The sequence below is a fragment of the Pseudomonas sp. HD6422 genome (assembly GCF_025377065.1).
Lineage (GTDB): Bacteria > Pseudomonadota > Gammaproteobacteria > Pseudomonadales > Pseudomonadaceae > Aquipseudomonas > Aquipseudomonas putida_U.
Genome location: NZ_JAHWIW010000044.1, coordinates 1 through 24,431 on the forward strand (window position 1 = coordinate 1; position 24,431 = coordinate 24,431).

The window sequence follows — 24,431 nt, forward strand, 5'->3', positions numbered from 1 at the left end:
CAGGCTTTGCAGGTGCCGTGCGGGTTGGGAATCTCCTCCTGCATGGCGATATGGATGGCTTTGCTGATGCTCATGAATAGCTCCTTGCTTCGGGCAGTGCGGAGACGATTTGCTTCCATGCAGCGTCGTCATAACGGGCGAACCGCGAGGACAGGCTCTGCTTGCCAGAAACAGCCTGTTCCACGTCGTTCTGGATAACTGGGTGCTGCAACAGCAGTGGGTGCACAAGAACTCTATGCAGGCAGAGGCATTGGATGTCCTCACGGCCGCGAAGCCCTCGCTGGTGTGCGTCGTAAATCAGGTTGAACGCATGCGAGGGGGCGTGGTTGGGAAGGCCATTGGTACCTGCGAATCGCCAGGGCGCGTAGGTATGTTGCCAGCCATTAAGCCGATGCCACGCCGCAAGCAGCTGGGTAATTTGTGGAGCAAAGTACTGAACCTCTTTGGCGAGTTCAGGTACTACCAAAGGTCGTGACGTAGGGCGTGTTTCGAGAGTGGTGATGCCGCCCCAGAGATTGGGGTAGCTCCAGATGCGGATTGGGCCAAGAAGCTCTCCCACGTTTTTCATGGCCATCCCTAGCAAGGCTAAGCGGATTGGCTCGTACCAGGGAGCCAGGGCTCGCTCGCCGGTTAACTGCAATGTGTGGCATTGCTGCACAAGATGCTGCGAGATGATTTCAGCCGGCTGCGCACTCAATAGCCAGCCGCAGATGTAGTGCTTGTTGGCAAACCGCTCTCGCGACGCATGGGCCCCGCTCAGTTGCAAGTGTTCGGTTGAAGCTTCACCTGGCGCAGCCAGTCGAATCAGTACCGGCCATTGTTCTGGGGCATGATCGAGATCGGCGCGAGCGATCCGGGTAATGGCATCACTGCCCAAGCTGTTTAAAAGGAAAGCGATACTGAGCTGATCGTTTTTCGGGTAATTCGCCAAAGGGTCCACCAGCAGGTAGAGACTATCCTCCGGTTTGCGTTGCTCGCGCAGAATGTCGAGGTTCATTTTTCACGGACCCCGCAACCATCGACATTCGGCTGCACCTTCCCGGTAAACTCTAGCGAATTACCTTCACCAGACGCGTCCTTGTTCATCGCTCCCTTCAGCCGCAAGTTCAAACCGTCGACCGTGATGCCATCGGCATCGATCCGTACAGTCCCGCCAGGCCCTTTGAGCGTGATGCTTTGCGCAGCGTTGATCTCGAACACCTGGGTCTTCAGCCGAATCGCCTCGCCTGCGGCGATGTCCATTTCGCCCTCCACGTGTTGCCGTGAATGTCCCCCGACCCTGATCGTATGATCGGTCCCTGTCTGGTCCCGGCGTTCCATCCCAACCGTCTCGATACGGTTCGCACCCACATCGATGGTATGGTTCCCGCCGATGGTCATTGAGGCGTGCTGCCCGATGGTGGCCTGCTCATCATTACCAACGGTCTCGCGGCGGTCATGGCCGACGATGAGGGTTTCGTCATGGTCGACCTGCTCCTTGCGGTCGTTGCCGACCTGGGTCGTCTCATCATTCTTGACCACATTGTTCTGGTCACGCTCGGCATGGATGAACACCTCCTGGCGCCCCAGTTCATCCTCGAAGCGCAGTTCATTGAAGCCCCGGCCCTTGTGGGTCTGGCTCTTGATGGTCATGCGCGTCTTGTGTTTCGGCAGCTCGTAGGGCGGCAGTTGGTTGCCGCAGTAGGTGCGCCCGGTGATCATCGGTTGGTCGGGGTCGGCGTTGACGTATTGGATGATCACATCCTGGCCGACCCGCGGGATGGCCATCGCCCCCCAGCCGCCGCCGGCCCAGCCCTGTGACACGCGAACCCAGCAAGAACTGAATTCGTCGTTCTTGCTTTCGCGATCCCAGGGAAAGCTGACCTTGACCCGACCCCACTCGTCGCAATAGATCTCTTCACCCGGCGGGCCGACCACTGTAGCCATATGCGGGCCGTCGACGCGCGGTTTGGGCAAGGATTGCGGACGCCATTCAGCCATGCCGGGTACCAACACCGCGGTTTGCGCATAATGGGTACCGCGATCGGCGCCGGCGGCCTCTTCCTGCAGGCTGGTGAACTGGACGCCCTCGTGTTTCACTTCGATCACTCGCCAATGCACGTTGAGGTCTTCGCGTGGATGCTCGGTCAGGGTGAAGCTCAGGCCGGGTTGCAGACGCTCGTCGTCCCCGACCACTTCGGCAGTCCGGGCGTCGTGGCGCAGCGCGGTGAACCGGGTGGCGGTGAAGGGCTTGCCGACCGCATCGCGTTTGTAGCGGCCTGGATAGTCGAACCGCTCGTAGTCGGGCGATTGCTCGATGCCAGCGAGATGCTCCTGACGGTAGGCGGGGTTGGTGAAGGTGTAGTCTCGCTGGACCTGGCGCGAGGTGCGCACCTGTTCGCGGTAACGCAAGCGACGCAGACACGGCCTGGGCTGGTCGCCGCCGCTGTTGGCGTGGTACAGCACGGTATCGACCTTGGATGCCTGCGAGTCGTCCGGGCGGTCAGCGTCTTCTTGCTTGACGGCTCCGCGACTCAATTGCCCCAGCGCCAGCAAGCGATCCGTGAAGACCACCGTGTGTTGTTTGGGGCTGTGCTCGAAGCGGTAGACGAAACCTTCTTCGGCCGCCAGGCGGGCGAAGAACGCGAGATCGGTCTCACCGGCCTGGACGCAGAACTCGCGGACGTGGTGGTCGAAACTGCTGAACAGTTCATGGTGCAGGATGCCCTGTCGTTTGAGCATGATCTCGAGAATCTGTGGAACGGTTTTTTGCTGGAAGATGCGCCAGTTCGAGCGCAAGGCGGCACGTGCCAACTGCGGCTCGATCACGGCGTGATAGCGGGTACGGTAGAAGCCAGTCTCGCCTTGGGTGAAGCTGCTGACCAGGCCGTGTACATGACGTACCGGGCGGTCAGCGCGCCAGAGGGTGAACAGCACGGGTTTGTCGAGCAGATGGCTGAAATCGACGTCTTTCTCGAAGCTGATCAGCTCGAGAATCAATTTGAAGGGCGTGCTCACCGCCTCCGTGAGTGAGAACGACACCACTTCGAATTGCGTTTTGCCGACCAGGGGATGGAAGGTGAAACGCAGATCGGATTGGCTAGGCATAACTCCTCCTGGAAAGTTTCCTGGATGTGCAAGGCTCTGTGGCCATCATTGGTTCAGGATGCTGTTGAGAGACTCCAGTACTTCGCTCGTAATATGGTGCAATTGGTAGCTGTAGATGCCGTACATCACTGCGATGATGAGAGCGGAGATCAACAGAGGGCTCCACCACGGCCAGATACGGCGCATGCGGAAGTTATGCGGTGCAACATTGGCCAGTGGATTGCGAATTTTTGCTGGCAATGGGCCGCGTAGCTCTCGAATGGCATCGTGCAGTTCAACGATCAGTTTCTGGATCGCTTCATCGCCATTGGAAACAACGCCGTACTTTCCCTTCAGACCCATGCAGAAGCAGAGGTACACGAACTCCAGTACATCTTGAAAACGTCTACTATCTTCGCGCATCCGCGAAATCAGTGTGAAAATCTTTTCGCCGGCGAGAGTGTCGTTATGGAAGATGCTAAGTAGTGGGTACTGGACCCACATGGAGTTTATGCCCCACGTGGTTTTCATCACGGTTTCGTCGATGTACTGGCACAGCGCGTAGGAGTAGATCGAAATCACTACTGGGTCATAGCAGCGCTTCTCCTTCATCTGGTCGATGATCTGTGAAACGCGCAGGCGAAGCCGGTGGTGCAGTTCCTCCACATTCTCATGTCCGTCCAAGGTTTCCAGGCGCAGGGCAAGGCCAAATAGCGGCATCGCAGCTTCGCACATGGGGTTCATGAAGCCAGCACGGAGTCGGAAGTCAGGATCGGGAGGATAATCCGTCTCGTAGCCAGGGATGCTACCGGTGGCGTTCGACTGATCAGGTTTTTCACATGGCGTATCGATGCGGCCAGTTGGAGACGCTCCAGTTGCGTCTGACGTTGCTTGATGAGTACTCATTTATTTTCCTGATCGAACCGGATATCGGTTTCCAACGTAGAGTCGCTAAATCCACACTGTAGGAAATTTCTGTGGCGGTGTAAGTTGTTTGTTGTTATGTAGGAATATTCCTAGGGGTTTTCTTGCTTTTGTTGTCTGTTTGATTTTTGGTCGGCTTTAAACCATGCTCGGTTGTGTGTGATTTAGTCGAGCTTAAAAGTGTAAGTTGATATTTGTTTGTAGGGTGAGGGTGCAGTGTTTTACTCTTCAGCTTGCATGTTTTAAGAAAGGTCTAACCTGAACCCTTGTTACGCAAGGGGCTTGGTGTTGTCACGTGCGCCGATAAAAGACTGGAGCGCCAATGAGATACCTGTCGAGCTACTTTAACTTCAAGCGCGAGCAACGCTCTTGGTTGAAACACATAGCCGCGGCCATGCCCCTGTTGCTGGGTCTGGGTCTTGCCTTGTTGCTCGTCTTGATCTGGTGGTTCGGCCCTCAGTGGACCTGGCGAACACAGCAACCGTTGGCCAGTGCGGCGCAGCGCAGCATCGCTACTCTGTTGCTGCTGATGCTGCCTTTGCTCTGCTGGTTGATGGTGCTGCGTTCGCGCTTTCGACGGTTGCGGGATGAGCGCGCGCAGGCTGACGCCATCGTGGCTGAGCCCAGTCTGGTTTTTTTGCAGGAGCAGCAGCAGGCACTTGACCAGCAACTTGCGAGCTATCTGAAACATGCCGGAGGCCAGCGGGCGCTGTATCGACTGCCGTGCTACCTGGTACTGGGGGCCGAGGGCGCAGGCAAGAGCCGCTTGATCGAGGGAACCCAGCAGCAGTTCTCCCTGACGCATATCGGTAAGGCCCAGGCGCTTGGCCTGCACGGGGACGTGCCGGTCTATGGGGTCGACGGATGGATCAGCGACCATGCAGTGATCTTCGACCCTCCCGGGGGCTTCATCACTCAAGGTTGCGCCGGCATCAACAGGCACTGCGTGAGCGACAACTACAAGCCGACACTGCCCATGGGTACACAAGCGAACTTGTGGACCCATCTGCTCGACTGGCTAGTTCGCAACCGAGGCCGTCGTGCGCTCAACGGTCTGGTGCTGGTCGTCGATCTCGCCGCCTTGTTGCATTCAAGTCCTGAGGAACGCACGACACTGGCACACCTTGTTCGTGCTCGGCTCCATGAGGTGAGCAGCAAGCTAGGCCTGCGCCTGCCGCTCTATGTGGTGTTCAGCAAGTTGGACTTGCTCGATGGATTTGACGAGTTTGTCAGCCAGCTTCGGGACGCCCAGCGCGAGCAACTGCTCGGCTTTAGTTTCAAACTGAATGTAACGGCGGCATCCGATACCTGGCTGAGTGAGTTGGACACGCAATTCGATCAACTACTTAAGGATCTCGACAACGTCACCATGAGCGCCTTCGTCGCGCCCTTCAGCGATAAACAACGCAAGCGACTGTTGACCTTTCAGGCGCAGTTGGCAGGTTTGCATCCGGCATTGGTAAAGTTCCTGACGAAGGCGCTGGCAAGTGACCGCTTCACCACACCAGCATTGGTACGCGGCCTCTACTGGTCTTCGGTTGCGCAGCATGGGATTGTGGAAAACGCATTCCTTCGCGAATCCGCGCAGCCGTATGTGGTGCCTCGGCCTTTGAGGGAGGGGAAGCGTAACGAAAGACCTCAGTCGTATTTTGTGAAACAACTCTTTCGAGATGTCATTCTTCCCGAGGCGGGTTTGGGCAGTGAGAACATCAAAGTCTCTCACAGCAAGCGCCGAGGGTTTTGGCTGGGTTGTGGCTGTGGCTTGTTGGCGTTTGTGGTGGTTGGCTCGGCTTTTCAGTATTTCTTCCTGGTCAACCGAGAAAAGGCAAACACGGTGCTGATGAAGAGCCAGGCATTCAAGGCTGCCGCGGTGGATCAGCGGCTCGATCCAACCGGACGTAACCTGTTGACGTATTTGCAGCAGGTTGGCGATGCCGCTTCGCTGTTTGGTGACTATCGATCGGCGTGGCCAGGTTTTTCCGATGCAGGTTTGTATCAGGGTCGTTCGATCGGCCCACTGGTTGACGAAGCCTATCTGACCCTGTTGTCTCGACGCTTTCTACCGGCTTTGGCCAGTGGCTTGGTAGATGCCATGAACGCGGCGCCTGTTGCTAGCGAACGACAGATGGCCGCGCTTCGGGTGTACCGGATGATTGAGGACCGGCAGAACCGAAACCCGGAATGGGTAGAGCAGTGGATGGCTCGGCAATGGCAATTGCAATTCCCCGGCGAAGGTCAGGTTCAGCGGGCCCTGATGCGCCATCTGAAGTACGCCTTGGCCTATGCGGACGCCGATCTTGGTGGGCATCGCCGTAGCGTCGACGAGATTCAGCAAGCATTACGCAAGGTACCGTTATCGCAACGCCTCTATGCCCACCTAAAGCATGAGGCAGAGCGAGATCTGCGAGCAGGCTTGGACTTACGTCAACAGGTCGGGCCGGCCTTCGATGTCATTTACCAGCCGACCCAGAATCAGCGTTTACCTGCGTTACTGACGGCCAAGGGGTTCAATGCAGTCTTTGAGCCACGGAGCCAGCGATTGACGCAAATGGCCCTGCTCGACCAGTGGGCATTGGGTGAACGCCAAGAGCTGGATTATTCGCCAACTGATCGCGCCGTCCTGGCCGGGCAGATACGCAATCTGTATAGCGCCGACTATATTGACAGCTGGCAACAGTCGTTGAATCGGCTGACTGTCACAAGCTTTCACGATCTCGCCCATGCCGTGTCGGTACTGGCACAACTGACCGGGCCTGCCGCACCTCTGCGGCGGCTACTAGAGACCGTGCGTGACAACACGATGTTCGACAATATACCTGCTCATGGCCAAGAAATGGATGGATTGGGTGCTGTCCTCGATTCGCCTTCAGTACCCGGAAAGCATTCTCAGACTCTGGACATTGGGCGAGCTTTTACGGGATTGAACGGAATGCTCGAAGTGACAAGGGATCGGCGAAGTTATTATGAGGAGACGCTTGATGCCATCAAAGCCGTGCATGATTACGCGAGGGCGGTGCAAGACAGTCCAGATCGCGGTAAAGCTGCGTTGGATGCGGTGCTGGGGCGCTTCTCTACCACGGGTGGCGATCCGATCGCTACTTTACTGCGAATCGCTGCCGGCCTGCCAGATCCGCTTCGCCAGCAAGTCGTGACCATCTCCGAGCAGACCGCTCAGGTGCTTGTCGTCGAAGCGTTGTACGAGCTTGAGCGACGCTGGCATGCGGAGGTGTACAGTTTTTTCGAGCAACGACTGGCCGCTCGCTATCCCTTCATAAGCGGAGCCCCCGATGCCGCATTGGAAGATTTTGAAGCGTTTTTTGGGCCCAAGGGTAGGCTTCAGCAGTTTCAAGAGCGGTACCTGGACGTGCTTCTCAAGGAAAACCTGAACGCGCCCTACGCAGAAAGCCTCGGCGGTGACCTGATCCGAATGGACGTCATGCAGCAGTTGGAGGCAGCCACACGGATCCGCGAGACATTCTTCGATAACCGCGGCAATCTTGGCGTGCAATTCAGCATTGAGCCGTTGGGACTGGGGCCAAAACAGCGTGCTGGCTTGCTTGATCTTGAGGGACAAATGATTGCCTATCCACAAGGGGGCAGAACGGTGGCAGGTATCATCTGGCCTAACCCGCGACAAGCTCGCAGCACGCTTACGCTTCTACGAGAAGATGGTCACAGCAGCAGTCTTGAGTATCGTGGGCCGTGGTCGATGTTTCGATTGCTCAGTCGAGGCATGCTCAATGGACGCTCCGAAACGAGCGTGGATTTGACCTTCAAAACGGCGCGTGGCGTGGCCCGCTACAAGCTGTCCTCCGAGAAGGCGTTCAACCCGATCACTCAGCAGCCCTTCAAGGATTTCAGCTTGCCGCGGACGCTGCTCGAGACCGGGCGGGCTGGAAGTTAGAATAACGCTGATGGGCGGGTCGATCCCCACGTTGCCGAGCTTAATATGCCTCTCTTGAGCCGCGTGCTTACGCCCAGAATCCCAATGCCAGCAAGGCCGCCAGCCCAAGCCCCAGCGCCACCGAACACCCACCCAACGACAACGCTGCACGCCCATGCCGATACCACCCGTCCTGGCCGAGCTCCCGAGCCGGAGCCAACAGTTGCCGCCAGCGCAGCTCGGTCTCGTGGAAAGCCTGCAAGTGGGCCGGGTGTGCATCCAGCCAGCGGCGGAAGTCGATGCGCTCACAGGTGGTGGCCTGCGGGCTCTGCAGGCGCACGTACCATTGCCCGGCGACCTCGGCCAGGGTATCGCCCTGGGGGCTTGCGCTTTGCAGCGCCTGGTTCATGTGCCGTTCGACACTGCGCACTGGCAGGTCGAGGCGACGTGCGATGCTGGCGAAGTCGAGTCGGTCCAGGCGACTGAGCAGGAACACTTGCTGGACGCGTCGCGGCAGACGCTTGAGGCCGTGCAGCAGCGCATTGTCGGCCAGGTGCCCGGCCGATGGCGCGGGGTGCTCAACGGGCAGCAGCAAACGGCTCATGGACAGCTCCTTGCTCAGGGGATGGGGGGAGGGGGCATCTTCCGTGATGCGGAACCAGAGTAGGCGAAACGAGATTGATTCTCAAGTGCTGATTCCGCAAAGATTTGTAATGAGCATTCACGCTCTGACACAGTTTTGCTATCATCGCCGCCATCAACGATCTTCATTAGCCTGAAGAGCCAAAAAAAAAGACCCGGCAAAAAGCCGGGTCAAAAACCGTGATTAGCCTGATGAGGAGATAATCTGAGAGCGACCTAAGCTCCAGGTTATCCAGCGGATCTCGCGATCAGCTGAGTGCAATAATAATCGTTATCATTTGCAAGTCAAATGAATTTTCAGTTATCCGCTGAAAATTTTTCGGTGCGCTTCCTCGAGCCGGCCCACGCGCCTCCCGCCGTCACCTTTCCTTTCTCCTACGTTCTTCCGTCGATGCCCGGCCCGGGCCGCTTTGCGCTGTGCTCCAGCAAGGCTTTGGCCATGTCGATCATGTGCACCAGCGCGATGGTCAGTTCACGTGGGGTGCCGTCTTGCTGCGAAGCGGTCGTGCGGGCTGAGGCGGCCGCGCATCGGAGCAGACCGATGGCGTTCTCCATGATTTCTTCGTGGCTCACATCCTCGTGCAGGGTCCAGATCTTGTGCTGAATGGTGGTCAGCGGCTGGCTGGGGTTGAGGTAGTAGTCGAGCGCGCGGCGGGCCGCTTCGCACTCGCTTTCTGTTACGGGCTTTTTCACTGATTTCATCGTGGTACCTGTTGATGTCCCTTCAATCACAACGAATCCACAATATAGGTCAGCATGTACTAATTATCTTGTAATAGATAATTCAAATTGTGTATTGAAGCTGCCAGTACAGTCCGTATCGTTTGCGCTCATGGAAAACTGGAACTCATTTCTCAAGCGCTACAAGCGCGAACACGACCTCAGCCAGATCAAGCTCGCCGAGCGCCTGTCGATGACGCAGGGCGGGGTCGGGCACTGGCTGCGCGGAACGCGTCGCCCGACATTGGCCACCATCAACGAAAAACTGGAAAAGCTCGGTCTGGTGTATCTGGAGGCCCAGGTCATGGTGGTCGAGCGCACCCTGGTGAGTGAAGAGCGCAGTGCCTATGCCTCGGAGCGACCGATATCGGGCGAGGCATTGCGTTATGCCAGTTTTCGTTTCCCGGTGCTGGCCTGGGGCGATTTGCAGGGGCCTCTGCCGGAACAGCCCGAGGTCTCGGAGCAAACCGATTACATGCCTTCAGGCAACGCGTTCTGGCTGGAGGTCGAGAACGACTCGATGAACGCCGACCGTGGTAGAAGCGTGCCCGAGGGCATGCGCATCCTGGTGGATACCGGCTTGCAAGCGCAGCCGGGCAGGCTGGTGATCGCCCGCCAGCCAGGCAAGTCGGCGATCTTCCGCGAGTTGGCCGAGGAGGGCGGGCAGTGGTACTTGAAACCGCTCAACAGCCGCTACCCAGCCCTGGTGTGCGAGGAGGGGTGCGAGTTCCTCGGCGTGGTGGTTCGGGCGCATGGGGCTTTCGACTGACTGCTCGTGCACTTGAAGCGGCGGCGCGCGATTCCGGCACCGCTGCACAGCCCAAGGCCTGCGCCCATGAATGCTGAACTTAGTTGTCCTCCACCAATTCCACCAACACCGTCCCTTCGCTGACCATATCCCCTTCCTGACAGAACAGCGCCTGCACCATGCCACCATGGGGCGCACGGATGCTGTGCTCCATCTTCATCGCCTCTAGTACCACCAATGCAGTGCCGGCTTCGACCACTTGCCCGGGTTCGACCAGGACCCGCACGATGCTGCCATTCATCGGGGCACCCAGGCCGCCTTGGTGAGCATGGCTGGCTTCGGCGGCGCTGATCGGGTCGAACGCCTCGATGGCGTGCATCTCGTCATCCCAGCGCAGGTACAGGGTGTTGCCCCGGCGCACCGCCAGATAGCGGCGGCGCAGGCCATCCTGGTCGTGACAGAGGTGCTCGCCGTCCAGGCGCCAGGTCGAAGCCGCGCTACGCTCCAGCGCCACGGCCTGGTCCTGGCCACCACTGCTCAGGTGCAGGCTGCTGCGCGCTGGCAGACCCAGGCGCAGGCCGCTACGCTCGGCCCATGGCGAGCCGGTATCGTCAGTGCGGCATTGCCCGGCCTGGCCCTGTAGCCAGGCCTCGGCCGCCGCTTCCCAGAACGGCGCGGGCAACGCCTGTGGGGGCGGGAGCAATACCTGTTGATGACGAGCGATGAACCCGGTATCCAGTTCAGCCTCGGCAAACGCCGGGTGAGCGAGGATCCGTCGCAGAAAGCCGATGTTGGTCTTGAGCCCGCCGATGGCGAACTCGTCGAGCATCGCCAGCAAGCGCAGTCGTGCCTGTTCGCGGTCCTGACCCCAGGCGATCAGTTTGCCCAGCATCGGGTCGTAGAACGGCGAAACCACATCGCCCTCGCTCACCCCGCTGTCCACCCGGCGACCTTCGCCGGGCGCCGATTCCCGGTACAGTGTGAGGCGACCGGTGGCCGGTAGAAACTCGTTGGCCGGATCTTCGGCGTACAGGCGCACCTCGATGGCGTGGCCGATCAGCGGCACCTGCTCCTGGCTGATCGGCAGTGGCTCGCCGCAGGCGACGCGGATCTGCCACGCCACCAGGTCGAGGCCGGTGATCGCTTCGGTGACCGGGTGTTCCACCTGCAGGCGGGTATTCATCTCCATGAAGAAGAACTCGCCACGGGCGTCCAACAGAAACTCGACGGTTCCCGCACCGACATAGCCGATGGCCTGGGCCGCACGGACTGCCGACTCGCCCATGGCCTGGCGCAGTTCGGGCGACAGACCCGGTGCCGGTGCTTCCTCGACCACTTTCTGGTGACGGCGCTGGATCGAGCAATCGCGCTCGTTCAGGTACAGGCAGTTGCCGTGCTGGTCGGCGAACACCTGGATTTCCACGTGGCGCGGCTTGAGCACATATTTTTCCACGAGCATGCGCGCATCGCCGAACGAGGCCTGGGCTTCGCGCTGGGCAGAGGCCAGGGCGTCGGCCAGTTCGTGCTCGTGCTCGACCACCTTCATGCCCTTGCCGCCGCCGCCGGCGCTGGCCTTGAGCAGCACCGGGTAGCCGATGCGTTCGGCAGCGGCGCGGAAGGTGTCGAGGTCCTGGGCTTCGCCGTGGTAGCCCGGCACCAGGGGTACGCCGGCTGCTTCCATCAGTGCCTTGGCCGCCGATTTACTGCCCATGGCGTCGATGGCGCTGGCCGGTGGGCCGAGGAAGATCAGTCCGGCGGCTTCGATGGCACGGGCGAAGCCTGCGTTCTCCGAGAGAAAGCCGTAACCGGGGTGAATGGCCTGGGCGCCGCTGGCCTTGGCCGCGGCGAGCAGCTTGTCGATCAGCAGGTAGCTGTCGGCGGCCTTGGTACCGCCCAGGTCGACGCGGATATCGGCCTCGCGGCTATGGCGCGCGTCACGGTCGGTGGCGCTGTGCACGGCCACCGTGGTCAGGCCCATGGCCTTGGCGGTGCGCATCACCCGGCAGGCGATCTCGCCGCGGTTGGCAACCAGCAGGGTGGTCAGGAGAGGGCGGCTCATGGGCGCGGTTCCTTGTTGTCGTCGGTTTGCCAGGCAGGGCGGCGCTTTTCCAGGAAGGCACGCAGGCCTTCCTGGCCTTCGGCGCTGACGCGGATGCGGGCGATGGTGTTCTCGCAATAGCGGCGCAGTGCTGGGCTCAGTTCGCCGTCATCGACTTCCTGCAGCAGGTCCTTGGTGGCGCGCAGGGCCTGCGGGCTGTTGTGCAGCAGATTGGCGACCCAGGCCTCGACCTGGGCGTCGAGTTCGCTGGCCGGGTAGACTTCGGCGAACAGCCCCAGCTCGCGGGCGCGCACGCCGCTGAAGCGTTCAGCGGTGAGGCTGTAGCGCCGGGCGGCGCGTTCGCCGATGGCCTTGACCACGAACGGGCTGATCACCGCCGGCGCCAGGCCGATGCGCACTTCCGACAGGCACAGTTGGGCGTCTTCTGCGCCGATGGCCATGTCGCAGCAGCTGATCAGGCCCAGGGCGCCGCCAAAAGCCGCGCCCTGGACCACTGCCAGGGTCGGCACCTTGAGTCGGTACAGGGCGTACATCAGCTCGCCGAGTTCGTGGGCGTCTTCGAGGTTGCGGTTGAAGTCCAACTGCGCCGATTGTTGCATCCAGGCCAGGTCGGCACCGGCACTGAAGTGCCGGCCACGGCCACGCAGCAGCAGAAAGCGCAAGCTGGCGTCCTCGGCCAGTTGGTCGAGGGCGCTGATCAGCTCGCCGATCATCTGCGCGTTGAAGGCGTTGTTCTTGTCCTCACGGCTCAGCCACAGGGTGGCGAAGCCGCGCGGGTCGCGAATCACTTCGAGGGTGCTGAAATCGCTCATGGGGTCACATCCGGAAGATGCCGAATCGGCTCTGTTCGATCGGTGCGTTCAGCGCGGCCGAGAGGGCCAGGCCGAGCACGTCGCGGGTCTGCGCCGGGTCGATGACGCCGTCGTCCCACAGGCGCGCGCTGGAGTAGTAGGGATGCCCCTGGCGCTCGTACTGGTCGAGGATCGGCTGCTTGAGCTGGGCTTCGTCGGCGGCGCTGAACACCTGGCCACTGCGCTCGCTCTGCTCGCGCTTGACCTGGGCCAGCACCCCGGCGGCTTGCTCGGCGCCCATCACGCCGATGCGTGCATTGGGCCACATCCACAGGAAGCGGGGGTCGTAGGCGCGTCCGCACATGCCATAGTTGCCGGCGCCGAAGCTGCCGCCGATGATCACCGTGAACTTCGGCACCTGGGCGCAGGCCACGGCGGTGACCAGCTTGGCGCCGTGCTTGGCGATGCCGCCTTCCTCGTATTTCTTGCCGACCATGAAGCCGGTGATGTTCTGCAGGAACAGCAGTGGAATGCCGCGCTGGCAGGCCAGTTCGATGAAGTGCGCGCCTTTTTGCGCGGCCTCGGCAAAGAGGATGCCGTTGTTGGCCAGGATCGCCACTGGGTAGCCGTGCAGATGAGCGAAGCCGCACACCAGGGTAGTGCCGAACAAAGCCTTGAATTCGTCGAACACCGAACCATCGACCAGGCGGGCGATCACCTCGCGCACATCGAACGGCTGTTTGGCATCGGCCGGCACCACGCCGTACAGCTCTTCGGCAGCGTACAGGGGGGCGACCACCGGGCGGCACTGCAACTGGCCGAGCTTGTGCCAGTTGAGATTGGCGACGCTACGCCGGGCCAGGGCCAGGGCGTGCTCGTCATTGTCGGCGTAATGGTCGGCCACGCCGCTGGTGCGGCAATGCACATCGGCGCCGCCGAGGTCCTCGGCGCTCACCACTTCGCCGGTAGCGGCCTTCACCAGCGGTGGTCCGGCGAGGAAGATGGTCGCTTGCTGACGCACCATGATCGCTTCGTCGGCCATGGCCGGTACGTAGGCACCGCCGGCGGTGCACGAGCCCATGACCACGGCGATCTGCGGAATGCCCAGGGCGCTCATGTTGGCCTGGTTGAAGAAGATCCGTCCGAAATGCTCGCGGTCGGGAAACACCTCGTCCTGGCGCGGCAGGTTGGCGCCGCCTGAGTCGACCAGATAGATGCACGGCAGACGGTTCTGCAGGGCGATGGTCTGTGCACGCAGGTGCTTCTTCACCGTCAGCGGGTAGTAGGAGCCGCCTTTGACCGTGGCGTCGTTGGCCACGATCATGCACTCGACGCCCTCCACGCGGCCGATGCCGGCGATCACGCCGGCTGCCGGGACGTCCTCGCCATACACCTCATGGGCGGCCAACTGGCCGACTTCGAGAAATGCCGAGCCTGGGTCGAGCAGGCGGTCGATACGTTCGCGTGGCAGCAGTTTGCCCCGCGAAGTATGCCGCTCCTGGGCCTTGGGCCCGCCCCCCTGGCTGACCTGGGCGAGCAGTTGGCGCAGGGCCTGGACCTGCTCGAGCATGGCCGCACTGTTGCCGGCGAACTCTGCCGAGCGCGGGTTGATCTGGGTATGCAAGGTGGCCATCTGCGAGGTTCCTCCTGCTCAGCGGGTTTCGTTGAACAGTTCGCGACCGATCAGCATCCGGCGAATTTCGCTGGTGCCGGCACCGATTTCGTACAGCTTGGCGTCACGCAGCAGGCGGCCCGCTGGAAACTCGTTGATGTAGCCGTTGCCGCCGAGGATCTGGATCGCTTCCAGGGCCATTTGGGTAGCGCGCTCGGCGGTGTAGAGAATCACCCCGGCAGCGTCCTTGCGCGTGGTCTCGCCACGGTCGCAGGCCTGGGCCACGGCATACAGGTAGGCGCGGCTGGCATTGAGCTGGGTGTACATGTCGGCGATCTTGCCCTGGATCAGCTGGAATTCGCCGATGCTCTGGCCGAACTGCTTGCGGTCGTGGATGTACGGCACGACCAAGTCCATGCAGCTTTGCATGATGCCGGTGGGGCCGCCGGAGAGCACCACGCGCTCGTAGTCCAGACCGCTCATCAGCACGCGCACGCCGCCGTTGAGCTGGCCGAGGATGTTGTCCTCAGGCACCTCGACGCCATCGAAGAACAGCTCGCAGGTGTTGGAACCGCGCATGCCCAGCTTGTCGAATTTGTTACTGCGCGAGAAGCCTTTCCAGTCGCGCTCGACGATGAAGGCGGTGATGCCGTGGGCGCCCTTGTCCAGATCGGTCTTGGCATAGATCACGTAGGTGTTGGCGTCGGGGCCGTTGGTGATCCAGGTCTTGCTGCCGTTGAGCACGTAGCGGTCGCCGCGTTTTTCGGCGCGCAGTTTCATCGACACCACGTCCGAACCTGCGTTGGGCTCGCTCATGGCCAGGGCGCCGATGTGCTCGCCGCTGATCAGCTTGGGCAGGTACTTGTGCTTTTGTTCAGGGGTGCCGTTGCGGTTGATCTGGTTGACGCACAGGTTGGAGTGGGCGCCATAGGAAAGGGCCACCGAGGCCGAGCCGCGGCTGATTTCCTCCATCGCTACCACGTGTGCCAGGTAGCCGAGCCCGGCGCCGCCGTACTCCTCCGGCACGGTGATGCCGAGCAGGCCCATGTCGCCGAACTTGCGCCACATGTCGGCAGGGAAGAGGTTGTCGTGGTCGATCTGCGCGGCACGTGGTGCCAGTTCGGCGGCAACGAAGGTGCGCACCTGGTCGCGAAGCATGTCGATGGTTTCGCCCAGGGCGAAGTTCAGGGAAGGGTAATGCATGCGGGGCACCTTGTTGTTCTTGATATGTGGGTAAACCGTAGCTCAAGACTGCAACACCAAACCCTGTGGGTGCGGGCTTGCCCGCGAATGCGGTATCAGGACCACCGTCGTTGCCTGGGCGATCGCTTTCGCGGGCAAGCCCGCTCCCACAAGGTTAGGTGTCGAGCTCTGATTCGGTCCTGTTCGTCACCTTTACGTTAACGTAAACCTGGCCTTGGATACTGTCAATCGACTTGTGACCTTTACGTAAACGTTAAGATGCGGTTGAGTCTGGGTCTGCCGCTTGACCCAGGCCCAGATCACACACAAAGAGGGATACCCGCGTTACAGAACTCGTTTGAAAGCGGTGGCCCTGACGTCGATCCGTAGACGCCAGAGCCAAAGCCCTCAGCTAGCTGGATTCTCCGTAATCCTGATATCGACTGAGCAGGTCTCCAAGCGTAAGGCCCTCGTCGTAGGCTTTTATGAGACTGGCCTTGAGTCGACCCGCATCTGGTTCTCTCAGCGCTTCGACGCTATCGATGAAATTCTCGAAATCCGTCTTTGTCGCGAACAGCTCGGAAAGCGGTTGGTCCACGTCGGCGTCCTTGAGGTGATCGGAATGCTTGCTGAACCACCCATCGAATCGTTGCAATGTCTTACCGCTAAGATTCCAGTAAATGTCTTCATTATTCTTGATCATGGCCATACTCCCGTCAGCAGGACGAGACGTAATGGTTGTTTTTCCACTGGGAGTGCACAACTGGTAAAAGTATCAGGTGTAGTTTCGGCGGCTGCTTCGAAGCGTGCGCAGGCGGTAGCCGGACAACTGCCAAAACTACCAGCTGCCTCGTCTACGCTTAAGCCTTCACCGGTGGTTCATCACTCGGCGGGTCGCCCACCGTTGGCGGCACGGTCGGCTTGATCGGCAGCTCGTCCGGCTCTTCTTCCGGCACGGGCGGCGGCAGGCTCGGGTCGTCGATGTTGGGGTCGGGTGTCTCCGGTGGAATGGGAATGTTCATGGCCTGACCTCGCATGGGTGAATGAAAGGGCGATACAGGCTTTGACCGTCGGTCGATCGGCATCGCTCAATTTTTTTGAACCCCATCGCCTGCGCGCGGCTCTGAACCCTTACCGCCACAAGCCCAAGGGAGCATGGTCCGATGACACGAAACGAGCCCTTCGAAAGCGTGCCCATGGCGAACGACCATCCGGACCAGGCCATCAGCCTGGCTCAGGCGCTGCTGGCGCCGCGTATTGTGATCGAAGACACCCAGCCCGTGCTCGATGCCGGCACCTTCGCCGCCAAGGCCACCAGCGGCCAACCGGTGGCGGTGAGCAGCAAGGTCTACAGCGATGGCCACGACCGCCTGGCAGTGATGCTGCACTGGCGCCAGGCACACAGCCGGAGTTGGCACTGCGTGCCGATGCAGTCGCCAGGCAATGACCTGTGGCTGGCCGAATTCACCCCTCTGGCGCTGGGCCCGCACCTGTTCTGCATCGAGGCCTGGATCGATCCGTTCGCCACCTACTGCCACGACCTGGAGAAGAAGTACCAGGCGGGTGTTGAGGTCAAGCTGGAGCTCGAAGAAGGGCGTCTGATGCTGGGCAAGGGCATCGAACTCAGCGAAGGTGTGCTGCGGGATGAGTTGAATGCCCTGCAGCAACGCCTGACGAGTCTGTCCGCCGACGATCAGGTGGCGTTGTTGCTCGACCGCGATACGGCGCGCTTGATGGCTGAGGCCGAGCACCGCAGCTACCTGACCCGCAGCGAGGAGTTCCCCCTCGACGTCGACCGCCCGGCCGCGCAGTTCGCCAGCTGGTACGAGCTGTTCCCGCGTTCGATCACCGACAGCGCCGAGCGCCACGGCACCTTCAACGATGTCCATGCGCGCCTGCCGATGATCCGCGACATGGGCTTCGATGTGCTGTATTTCCCGCCGATCCACCCCATCGGCAGCCAACATCGCAAGGGCCGCAACAACGCTTTGCGCGCCGAGCCTGGCGATCCCGGCAGCCCCTACGCGATCGGCAGTCCCGAGGGCGGCCACGAGGCCATCCACCCACAATTGGGCAGCCGCGAAGATTTCCGCCGGCTGGTCGCCGCCGCTGCCGAGCATGGCCTGGAGATCGCCCTGGACTTCGCCATCCAGTGCTCCCAGGACCACCCCTGGCTCAAGGAGCATCCCGGCTGGTTCAGCTGGCGTCCTGACGGCACCATCCGCTACGCCGAGAACCCGCCGAAAAAGTACCAGGACATCGTCAATGTCGATTTCTACGCGCCCGATGCCGTCCCAGCATTGTGGCTGGCGCTGCGTGACGTGGTGGTCGGTTGGGTAAAAGAAGGGGTCAAGACCTTCCGCGTGGACAACCCGCACACCAAGCCCTTGCCGTTCTGGCAATGGCTGATCGCCAATGTGCGCAGCCAGCACCCCGAGGTGATCTTTCTCGCCGAGGCCTTCACCAAGCCTGCGATGATGGCCCGCCTGGGCAAGGTCGGCTACGCCCAGAGCTACACCTACTTCACCTGGCGCAACCACAAGCAGGAGTTGCGTGAGTATTTCGAGCAGCTCAACCAGCCGCCGTGGAGTCAGTGCTACCGGCCGAACTTCTTCGTCAACACGCCGGACATCAACCCCTATTTCCTGCAGCAATCCGGCCGTGCCGGGTTTCTCATCCGTGCCGCGCTGGCGACCATGGGCTCCGGCCTGTGGGGGATGTATTCCGGTTTCGAGCTGTGCGAGAGCGCAGCGCTGCCAGGCAAGGAGGAATACCTGGATTCGGAGAAGTACGAGATCCGGCCGCGCGACTTCACCCAGCCGGGCAACATCATCGCCGAGATCGCCCAACTCAACCGCATTCGCCGACAGAACCCGGCGTTGCAGACCCACCTGGGCGTGGCGTTCTTCAACTGCTGGAACGACAACATCCTGTACTTCGCCAAGCGCACCCCCGATCGGGACAATTACATCCTGGTAGCGGTGAGCCTTGATCCGCACAACGTTCAGGAGGCGCATTTCGAGCTGCCCCTTTGGGAGCTGGGGTTGGACGACGATGCCGAGACCCACGGTGAGGACCTGATGAACGGGCATCGTTGGTCGTGGTACGGCAAGACCCAATGGATGCGCATCGACCCCGGTTATCTGCCATTTGGCATCTGGCGTATCCGCAAGGCCCGGTAAAGCCGTTTGAGGTCTTTGCAAGAACCCAGGTAAACCGTCATTGAAAGGAGTCGCCCATGGCCAAGCGTTCACGCCCGGCAGCATTCATCGACGATCCGTTGTGGTACAAAGACGCGGTCATCTATCAGCTGCACGTTAAGTCGTTCTTCGATGGCAACAACGATGGCATCGGTGATTTCGCAGGTCTGATCGGCAAGCTCGATTACATTGCCGGCCTCGGCGTGAACACCCTCTGGCTGCTGCCGTTCTACCCGTCACCGCGGCGTGACGACGGCTACGACATCGCCGAGTACAAGGCGGTGCATCCCGACTACGGCAGCCTGGCCGACGCACGCCGTTTCATTGCCGAGGCGCACAAGCGCGGCCTGCGGGTGATCACCGAGCTGGTCATCAATCACACCTCCGACCAGCACCCCTGGTTCCAGCGCGCCCGCCACGCCAAGCCCGGCAGCAAAGCCCGCAGCTTCTACGTGTGGTCGGACGACGACCAGCACTACGCGGGCACGCGGATCATCTTCCTCGATACCGAGAAGTCCAACTGGACCTGGGACCCGGTCGCTGGCCAGTACTTCTGGCACCGTTTCTACTCCCACCAGCCGGACCTCAATTTCGACAATCCGCAGGTGCTCAAGGCGGTGATTGGAGTGATGCGCTTCTGGCTCGACCTGGGCGTCGATGGCCTGCGCCTGGATGCCATTCCTTACTTGATCGAGCGCGACGGTACCAATAACGAGAACCTCCCGGAAACCCACCAGGTGCTCAAGGCGATCCGCGCCGAAATCGACGCCAACTATCCTGATCGCATGCTCCTGGCCGAGGCCAACCAATGGCCCGAGGACACCCGGCCGTACTTCGGCGAGGGCGAGGGCGACGAGTGCCACATGGCCTTCCACTTCCCCTTGATGCCGCGCATGTACATGGCCCTGGCCATGGAAGACCGCTTCCCGATCACCGACATCTTGCGCCAGACCCCGGAAATCCCCGCCAACTGCCAATGGGCGATCTTCCTGCGTAACCACGATGAGCTGACCCTGGAAATGGTCACCGACCGGGAACGCGACTACCTGTGGAACTACTACGCCGAAGATCGCCGCGCCCGCATCAATCTCGGCATTCGCCGGCGCCTGGCGCCGCTGCTGCAACGCGATCGCCGCCGCATCGAACTGCTGACCAGCCTGTTGCTGTCGATGCCGGGCACGCCGACCTTGTACTACGGCGACGAACTGGGAATGGGTGACAACATCTACCTGGGCGACCGCGACGGCGTGCGCACACCGATGCAATGGTCGCCTGATCGCAACGGCGGCTTTTCCCGTGCCGAGCCCCAGCGCCTGGTACTGCCGCCGATCATGGATCCGCTGTACGGCTACCAGACCGTCAACGTCGAAGCCCAGGCTCACGACCCGCATTCGCTGCTCAACTGGAACCGTCGTCTGCTGGCGGTGCGCAAGCAGCAGAAAGCCTTTGGTCGCGGCAGCCTGCGTCTGCTGACTCCGAGCAATCGACGCATTCTGGCCTACATCCGTGAATACACCGACGCCGACGGCAACACCGAGGTGATCCTCTGTGTCGCCAACGTGTCCCGCGCCGCCCAGGCCGCCGAGCTGGACCTGTCGCAATACGCCGATCAGGTACCGGTGGAAATGCTCGGCGGCAGCGCCTTCCCGCCGATCGGCCAACTGCCGTTCTTGCTGACCCTACCGCCTTATGGCTTCTACTGGTTCCTGCTGGCGGCTCACGACCGCATGCCCAGCTGGCACACCCGGCCCACGGAGGGCCTGCCCGAATTGACTACCCTGGTTTTGCGCAAGCGCATGGAAGAACTGCTCGAATCACCATCGCGAGACACGCTGCAGGAGACCATCCTGCCCCAATACCTGCCCAAGCGGCGCTGGTTCGCCGGCAAGGAAGGGCCCATCGATCAGGTGCGCCTGAGCTACGGCGTGCGCTTCGACACCGCCACCACGCCGGTATTGCTCGGCGAACTGCAGGTGCTGAGCGAGGGTGTGGCCAGCCAGTACCTGCTGCCTTTCGGCCTGCTCGCCGAGGAACAGATCAACAGCGCCTTGCCCCAGCAACTGGCCCTGGCCCGGGTGCGCCGAGGCCGTCAGGTCGGGCTGATCACCGATGCCTTCGTCCTCGAACCGTTCATCCGTGCGGTCCTGCATGCCTGCCAGGCGGGAGACCGGCGGTCCTGCGGCCACGGCCTGGGCGAGTTGCGTTTTCACAGCAACGAGGCCCTGGCCGCGCTCGAGCTCGATGAGCAGAGCGAGGTGCGCTACCTGAGTGCCGAGCAGTCCAACAGCTCGGTGGTGATTGGCGACAGAGTGGTGCTCAAGCTGATTCGCCGGGTCAATCCCGGCGTTCACCCGGAGCTTGAAATGAGCGCGTATCTGACCGCTGCCGGTTTCGCCAACATCTCGCCGCTGCTGGCGTGGGTAAGCCGTGAGGACGCTCAGGGCACGCCGCACCTGTTGATGATCGCCCAGGGGTACCTGAACAATCAGGGGGATGCCTGGGCCTGGACCCAGAACACCTTGGAGCGGGCGATTCGCGACGAAATGGAACCGGCCAGCGCCGAGCCCGAGGCGCACACCAATGCGCAGGCCGAACTCGCCGGCTTCGCTGCCTTGCTCGGTCAGCGCCTGGGTGAAATGCACCTGTTGCTGGCGGCACCGAGCGAAGACCCGGCATTCGCGCCGCGCGCCAGCGATGGCGATGACAGCGCCCGCTGGAGCCGGCAGATCAGTGGCGAGCTGAGCCACGCCCTGGACCTGCTGGCGCAACACCGCGACAGCCTCGACCGCGACAGCCAGGCGCTGGTCGACGACTTGCAGCAACAGCGCGACGGCCTGGCGGCCCACGTCCATCAGCTCGCCGAGCAGGCCCAGGGCGGCCTGTTGATGCGCGTGCATGGCGACCTGCACCTGGGCCAGGTGCTGGTGGTGCAGGGCGATGCCTACCTGATCGATTTCGAAGGCGAGCCGTCGCGGCCACTGGAGGAGCGTCGAGCCCGGCACAGTCCCTACAAAGACGTCAGCGGCGTGCTGCGATCCTTCGACTATGCTGCTGCCATGGTTCTGCGCAGCGCCTCGGCGGTCGACCTCTCCGAGCCTGCGCGCCAGGCCCGGCAGCGGGTGGCGCGACAGTACCTGCACCAAGCGCGGCACGCCTTCGTCGAGGCCTATGGGTTGGCCACCGCGGCCCTGCCACACGCCTGGCAACAGGCCGAAGGCGAGCGTGCCGCACTGGAGCTGTTCTGCCTGGAGAAGGCAGCCTACGAAATCACTTACGAAGCCGAAAACCGTCCAAGCTGGTTGGCCGTGCCTTTGCATGGCCTGCATGGACTGATCAGTACCTGGGGAGAGTCATAAATGAACGCGACCATGCGTGACAACGGCGGCCTTCGGCAGCAGGACCTCGATGGCCTGGCCCGCGCCGAGCACGCCGATCCATTCGCTGTACTGGGTCCGCACGATGATGGAGCAGGTGGGCTGTGGGTGCGGGCGTATCTGCCCAATGCCCTGAGTGTCCGCCTGCTGGCGCGCCACGATGGGCGAATCCTCGCCGAGATGGAGCAGGGCAGCCTGCCTGGGCTGTTTACCGCGCACCTGGAAGAGGCTCATCCCTATCTGCTGCAAATCGGCTGGGCCGGCGGCGAGCAGATCACCGAAGATCCCTACGGCTTCGGGCCGCAACTGGGCGACATGGACTTGTACCTGTTCGCCGAGGGCAATCACCGCGATCTGTCCGGGCGTTTCGGCGCGCAGTTGATCGAAGTGGATGGCGTCGCCGGGGTGTGCTTCTCGGTGTGGGCTCCCAATGCCCGGCGGGTGTCGGTGGTGGGCGACTTCAACAACTGGGACGGGCGTCGCCACCCCATGCGCCTGCGCCACAGCGCCGGGGTATGGGAATTGTTCGTGCCGCGCCTGGGCAGTGGTGAAGCCTACAAGTTCGAGGTATTGGGCAAGGACGGTGTGCTGCCGCTCAAGGCCGACCCCCTGGCCCGCGCTACCGAGTTGCCGCCGAGCACCGCGTCGAAAGTGGCCCCGGCGTTGCAACATGACTGGCGTGACCAGGACTGGATGGCCCAGCGCGATCAACGCCATGCCTACAGCGCACCTTTGTCGATCTATGAGCTGCACCCCGGTTCCTGGCGCTGCGAAACCGACGACCTGGGTGAAGTCGCACGCTACTACAACTGGCGCGAGCTGGCCGAACGCCTGGTGCCCTATGTCCAGGACCTGGGTTTCACCCACATCGAACTGCTGCCGATCATGGAGCACCCGTTCGGCGGTTCCTGGGGCTACCAGCCCTTGTCGTTGTTCGCGCCCACCTCGCGCTACGGTACGCCGGAGGATTTCGCTGCGTTCATCGACGCCTGCCATCAGGGCGGCATCGGCGTGATCCTGGACTGGGTCCCGGCGCATTTCCCCACCGACGAACATGGCTTGGCACGTTTCGACGGCACGGCGCTGTATGAGTACGACAACCCGCTGGAAGGTTTCCATCAGGATTGGAACACGCTGATCTACAACCTGGGCCGCAACGAAGTGCGAGGCTTCATGCTGGCTTCGGCGCTGCACTGGCTGAAACACTTCCATATCGATGGCCTGCGCGTCGATGCGGTGGCCTCGATGCTCTACCGCGATTATTCGCGCAAGGCCGGGGAGTGGGTGCCCAATCGCCATGGTGGGCGGGAGAACCTGGAGGCCATCGACTTCATCCGCCACCTCAATGGCGTGGTCGAGCACGAGGCGCCGGGTGCCTTGATCATCGCCGAGGAATCCACGGCCTGGCCGGGGGTCAGCCAGCCGATCCAGCAGGGCGGCCTGGGCTTTGGCTACAAGTGGAACATGGGCTGGATGCACGACACCCTGCATTACATCCAGAACGACCCGGTGCACCGCACCTATCACCACAACGAGATGAGCTTCGGCCTGATCTACGCCTACTCCGAGCACTTCATCCTGCCGATCTCCCACGACGAAGTGGTGCATGGCAAGCATTCGTTGATCGACAAGATGCCCGGTGACCGCTGGCAGAAGTTCGCCAACCTGCGCGCCTACCTGTCCTTCATGTGGACCCACCCCGGCAAGAAGCTGCTGTTCATGGGCTGCGAGTTCGGCCAGTGGCGCGAATGGAACCATGACCAGCAACTGGACTGGTACCTGCTGCAGTACCCTGAGCACCAGGGCGTGCAACGACTGGTCGGCGACCTCAACCGGCTCTACCGCGAACTGCCCGCGCTGCACGAGCAGGACTGTCAGCCCCAGGGCTTCCAATGGCTGATCGGTGATGACGCGCAGAACAGCGTGTTCGCCTGGCTGCGCTGGAGCAGCAGCGGCGAGCCGTTGCTGGTGGTGGCCAACTTCACCCCGGTGCCGCGCGAGGGGTACCGCATCGGCGTGCCGTTCGGCGAACGTTGGCAGGAATTGCTCAACAGTGACGCGCAGCTGTATGGCGGCTCCAACGTGGGCAACCTGGGGGCGGTGGAAAGCGAGTCGATCAGCAGCCACGGGCAGCCGTTGTCGCTGGGGTTGAACCTGCCACCGCTTGGGGTACTGGTAATGAAGCCGGCCTGATCGTTCGTCGGTCACGACCGCTTCGCGGGCAAGCCCG

General features: G+C 61.7%; 16 protein-coding genes. 5 read left to right on the forward strand and 11 right to left on the reverse strand.

The annotated features are described in order from the left end of the window. Positions 1–70: 70 nt before the first annotated feature. Genes KY379_RS24115 through icmH form a run of 3 tightly spaced genes read right to left on the reverse strand, consistent with a single transcriptional unit; the run spans position 71 to position 3,972 of the window. Positions 71–997 carry a hypothetical protein gene (locus tag KY379_RS24115; RefSeq protein WP_261241688.1) on the reverse strand — a complete coding sequence of 309 codons (927 nt, stop codon included), beginning with the start codon at positions 995–997 and terminating at the stop codon, positions 71–73. Continuing rightward, positions 994–3,087, reverse strand: a complete 2,094-nt coding sequence (locus tag KY379_RS24120) for a type VI secretion system Vgr family protein (protein WP_261241689.1) — start codon at positions 3,085–3,087, stop codon at positions 994–996. Before KY379_RS24120 ends, KY379_RS24115 begins: the two co-directional genes overlap by 4 nt. A 45-nt stretch (positions 3,088–3,132) precedes the next feature. Further along, entirely contained in the window at positions 3,133–3,972 is an 840-nt protein-coding gene (gene icmH / locus KY379_RS24125; protein WP_261241691.1) for a type IVB secretion system protein IcmH/DotU, read from the reverse strand. A 340-nt stretch (positions 3,973–4,312) separates the two neighbouring features. Here icmH and tssM point away from each other — a divergent pair, with 340 nt between their 5' ends. Continuing rightward, the gene (tssM, locus tag KY379_RS24130; protein WP_409977297.1) at positions 4,313–7,894 is read left to right on the forward strand and encodes a type VI secretion system membrane subunit TssM; all 3,582 of its coding nucleotides are present in this window, start codon (positions 4,313–4,315) and stop codon (positions 7,892–7,894) included. Between the two features lie 67 nt (positions 7,895–7,961). On the opposite strand, the gene KY379_RS24135 is transcribed toward tssM, so the two are convergent. Beyond that, positions 7,962–8,477 carry a DUF4880 domain-containing protein gene (locus KY379_RS24135; protein ID WP_261241692.1) on the reverse strand — a complete coding sequence of 172 codons (516 nt, stop codon included), beginning with the start codon at positions 8,475–8,477 and terminating at the stop codon, positions 7,962–7,964. A 413-nt stretch (positions 8,478–8,890) separates the two neighbouring features. Beyond that, the gene (locus KY379_RS24140; protein ID WP_133330813.1) at positions 8,891–9,217 is read right to left on the reverse strand and encodes a DUF6124 family protein; all 327 of its coding nucleotides are present in this window, start codon (positions 9,215–9,217) and stop codon (positions 8,891–8,893) included. Positions 9,218–9,347: 130 nt separating this feature from the next. Here KY379_RS24140 and KY379_RS24145 point away from each other — a divergent pair, with 130 nt between their 5' ends. After that, a complete protein-coding gene (locus KY379_RS24145) occupies positions 9,348–10,004 on the forward strand; it encodes a LexA family protein (RefSeq protein WP_133330811.1) in 657 nt (218 codons plus the stop codon). Positions 10,005–10,083: 79 nt separating this feature from the next. On the opposite strand, the gene KY379_RS24150 is transcribed toward KY379_RS24145, so the two are convergent. The 6 genes from KY379_RS24150 to KY379_RS24175 all read right to left on the reverse strand — a co-directional run bounded on the left by KY379_RS24150 (position 10,084) and on the right by KY379_RS24175 (position 16,649). Then, positions 10,084–12,042: an acetyl/propionyl/methylcrotonyl-CoA carboxylase subunit alpha gene (locus KY379_RS24150; RefSeq protein WP_261241693.1), complete on the reverse strand. Its 1,959-nt coding sequence runs from the start codon at positions 12,040–12,042 to the stop codon at positions 10,084–10,086. After that, the gene (locus KY379_RS24155; RefSeq protein WP_133330807.1) at positions 12,039–12,854 is read right to left on the reverse strand and encodes a gamma-carboxygeranoyl-CoA hydratase; all 816 of its coding nucleotides are present in this window, start codon (positions 12,852–12,854) and stop codon (positions 12,039–12,041) included. The genes KY379_RS24150 and KY379_RS24155 overlap by 4 nt, the downstream gene beginning before the upstream one ends. 4 nt (positions 12,855–12,858) lie before the next feature. Beyond that, the gene (locus tag KY379_RS24160) at positions 12,859–14,466 is read right to left on the reverse strand and encodes a carboxyl transferase domain-containing protein (protein ID WP_261241694.1); all 1,608 of its coding nucleotides are present in this window, start codon (positions 14,464–14,466) and stop codon (positions 12,859–12,861) included. An 18-nt stretch (positions 14,467–14,484) separates the two neighbouring features. Further along, entirely contained in the window at positions 14,485–15,648 is a 1,164-nt protein-coding gene (locus KY379_RS24165) for an isovaleryl-CoA dehydrogenase (protein WP_196173456.1), read from the reverse strand. A 391-nt stretch (positions 15,649–16,039) separates the two neighbouring features. Next, a complete protein-coding gene (locus tag KY379_RS24170) occupies positions 16,040–16,330 on the reverse strand; it encodes a hypothetical protein (RefSeq protein ID WP_261241695.1) in 291 nt (96 codons plus the stop codon). Between the two features lie 157 nt (positions 16,331–16,487). Beyond that, entirely contained in the window at positions 16,488–16,649 is a 162-nt protein-coding gene (locus tag KY379_RS24175) for a hypothetical protein (protein ID WP_165976103.1), read from the reverse strand. Positions 16,650–16,790: 141 nt separating this feature from the next. On the opposite strand from KY379_RS24175, the gene KY379_RS24180 reads away from it, so the two are divergent. From KY379_RS24180 to glgB, 3 genes are read left to right on the forward strand one after another with little or no spacing between them, the layout of a single operon-like run. Further along, entirely contained in the window at positions 16,791–18,809 is a 2,019-nt protein-coding gene (locus KY379_RS24180) for an alpha-1,4-glucan--maltose-1-phosphate maltosyltransferase (RefSeq protein ID WP_133330799.1), read from the forward strand. Between the two features lie 56 nt (positions 18,810–18,865). Further along, complete coding sequence (gene treS / locus KY379_RS24185) at positions 18,866–22,183, forward strand: maltose alpha-D-glucosyltransferase (protein WP_261241700.1); 3,318 nt, start codon at positions 18,866–18,868, stop codon at positions 22,181–22,183. Further along, entirely contained in the window at positions 22,184–24,394 is a 2,211-nt protein-coding gene (glgB, locus tag KY379_RS24190; RefSeq protein ID WP_261241702.1) for a 1,4-alpha-glucan branching protein GlgB, read from the forward strand. Positions 24,395–24,431: the final 37 nt, after the last annotated feature.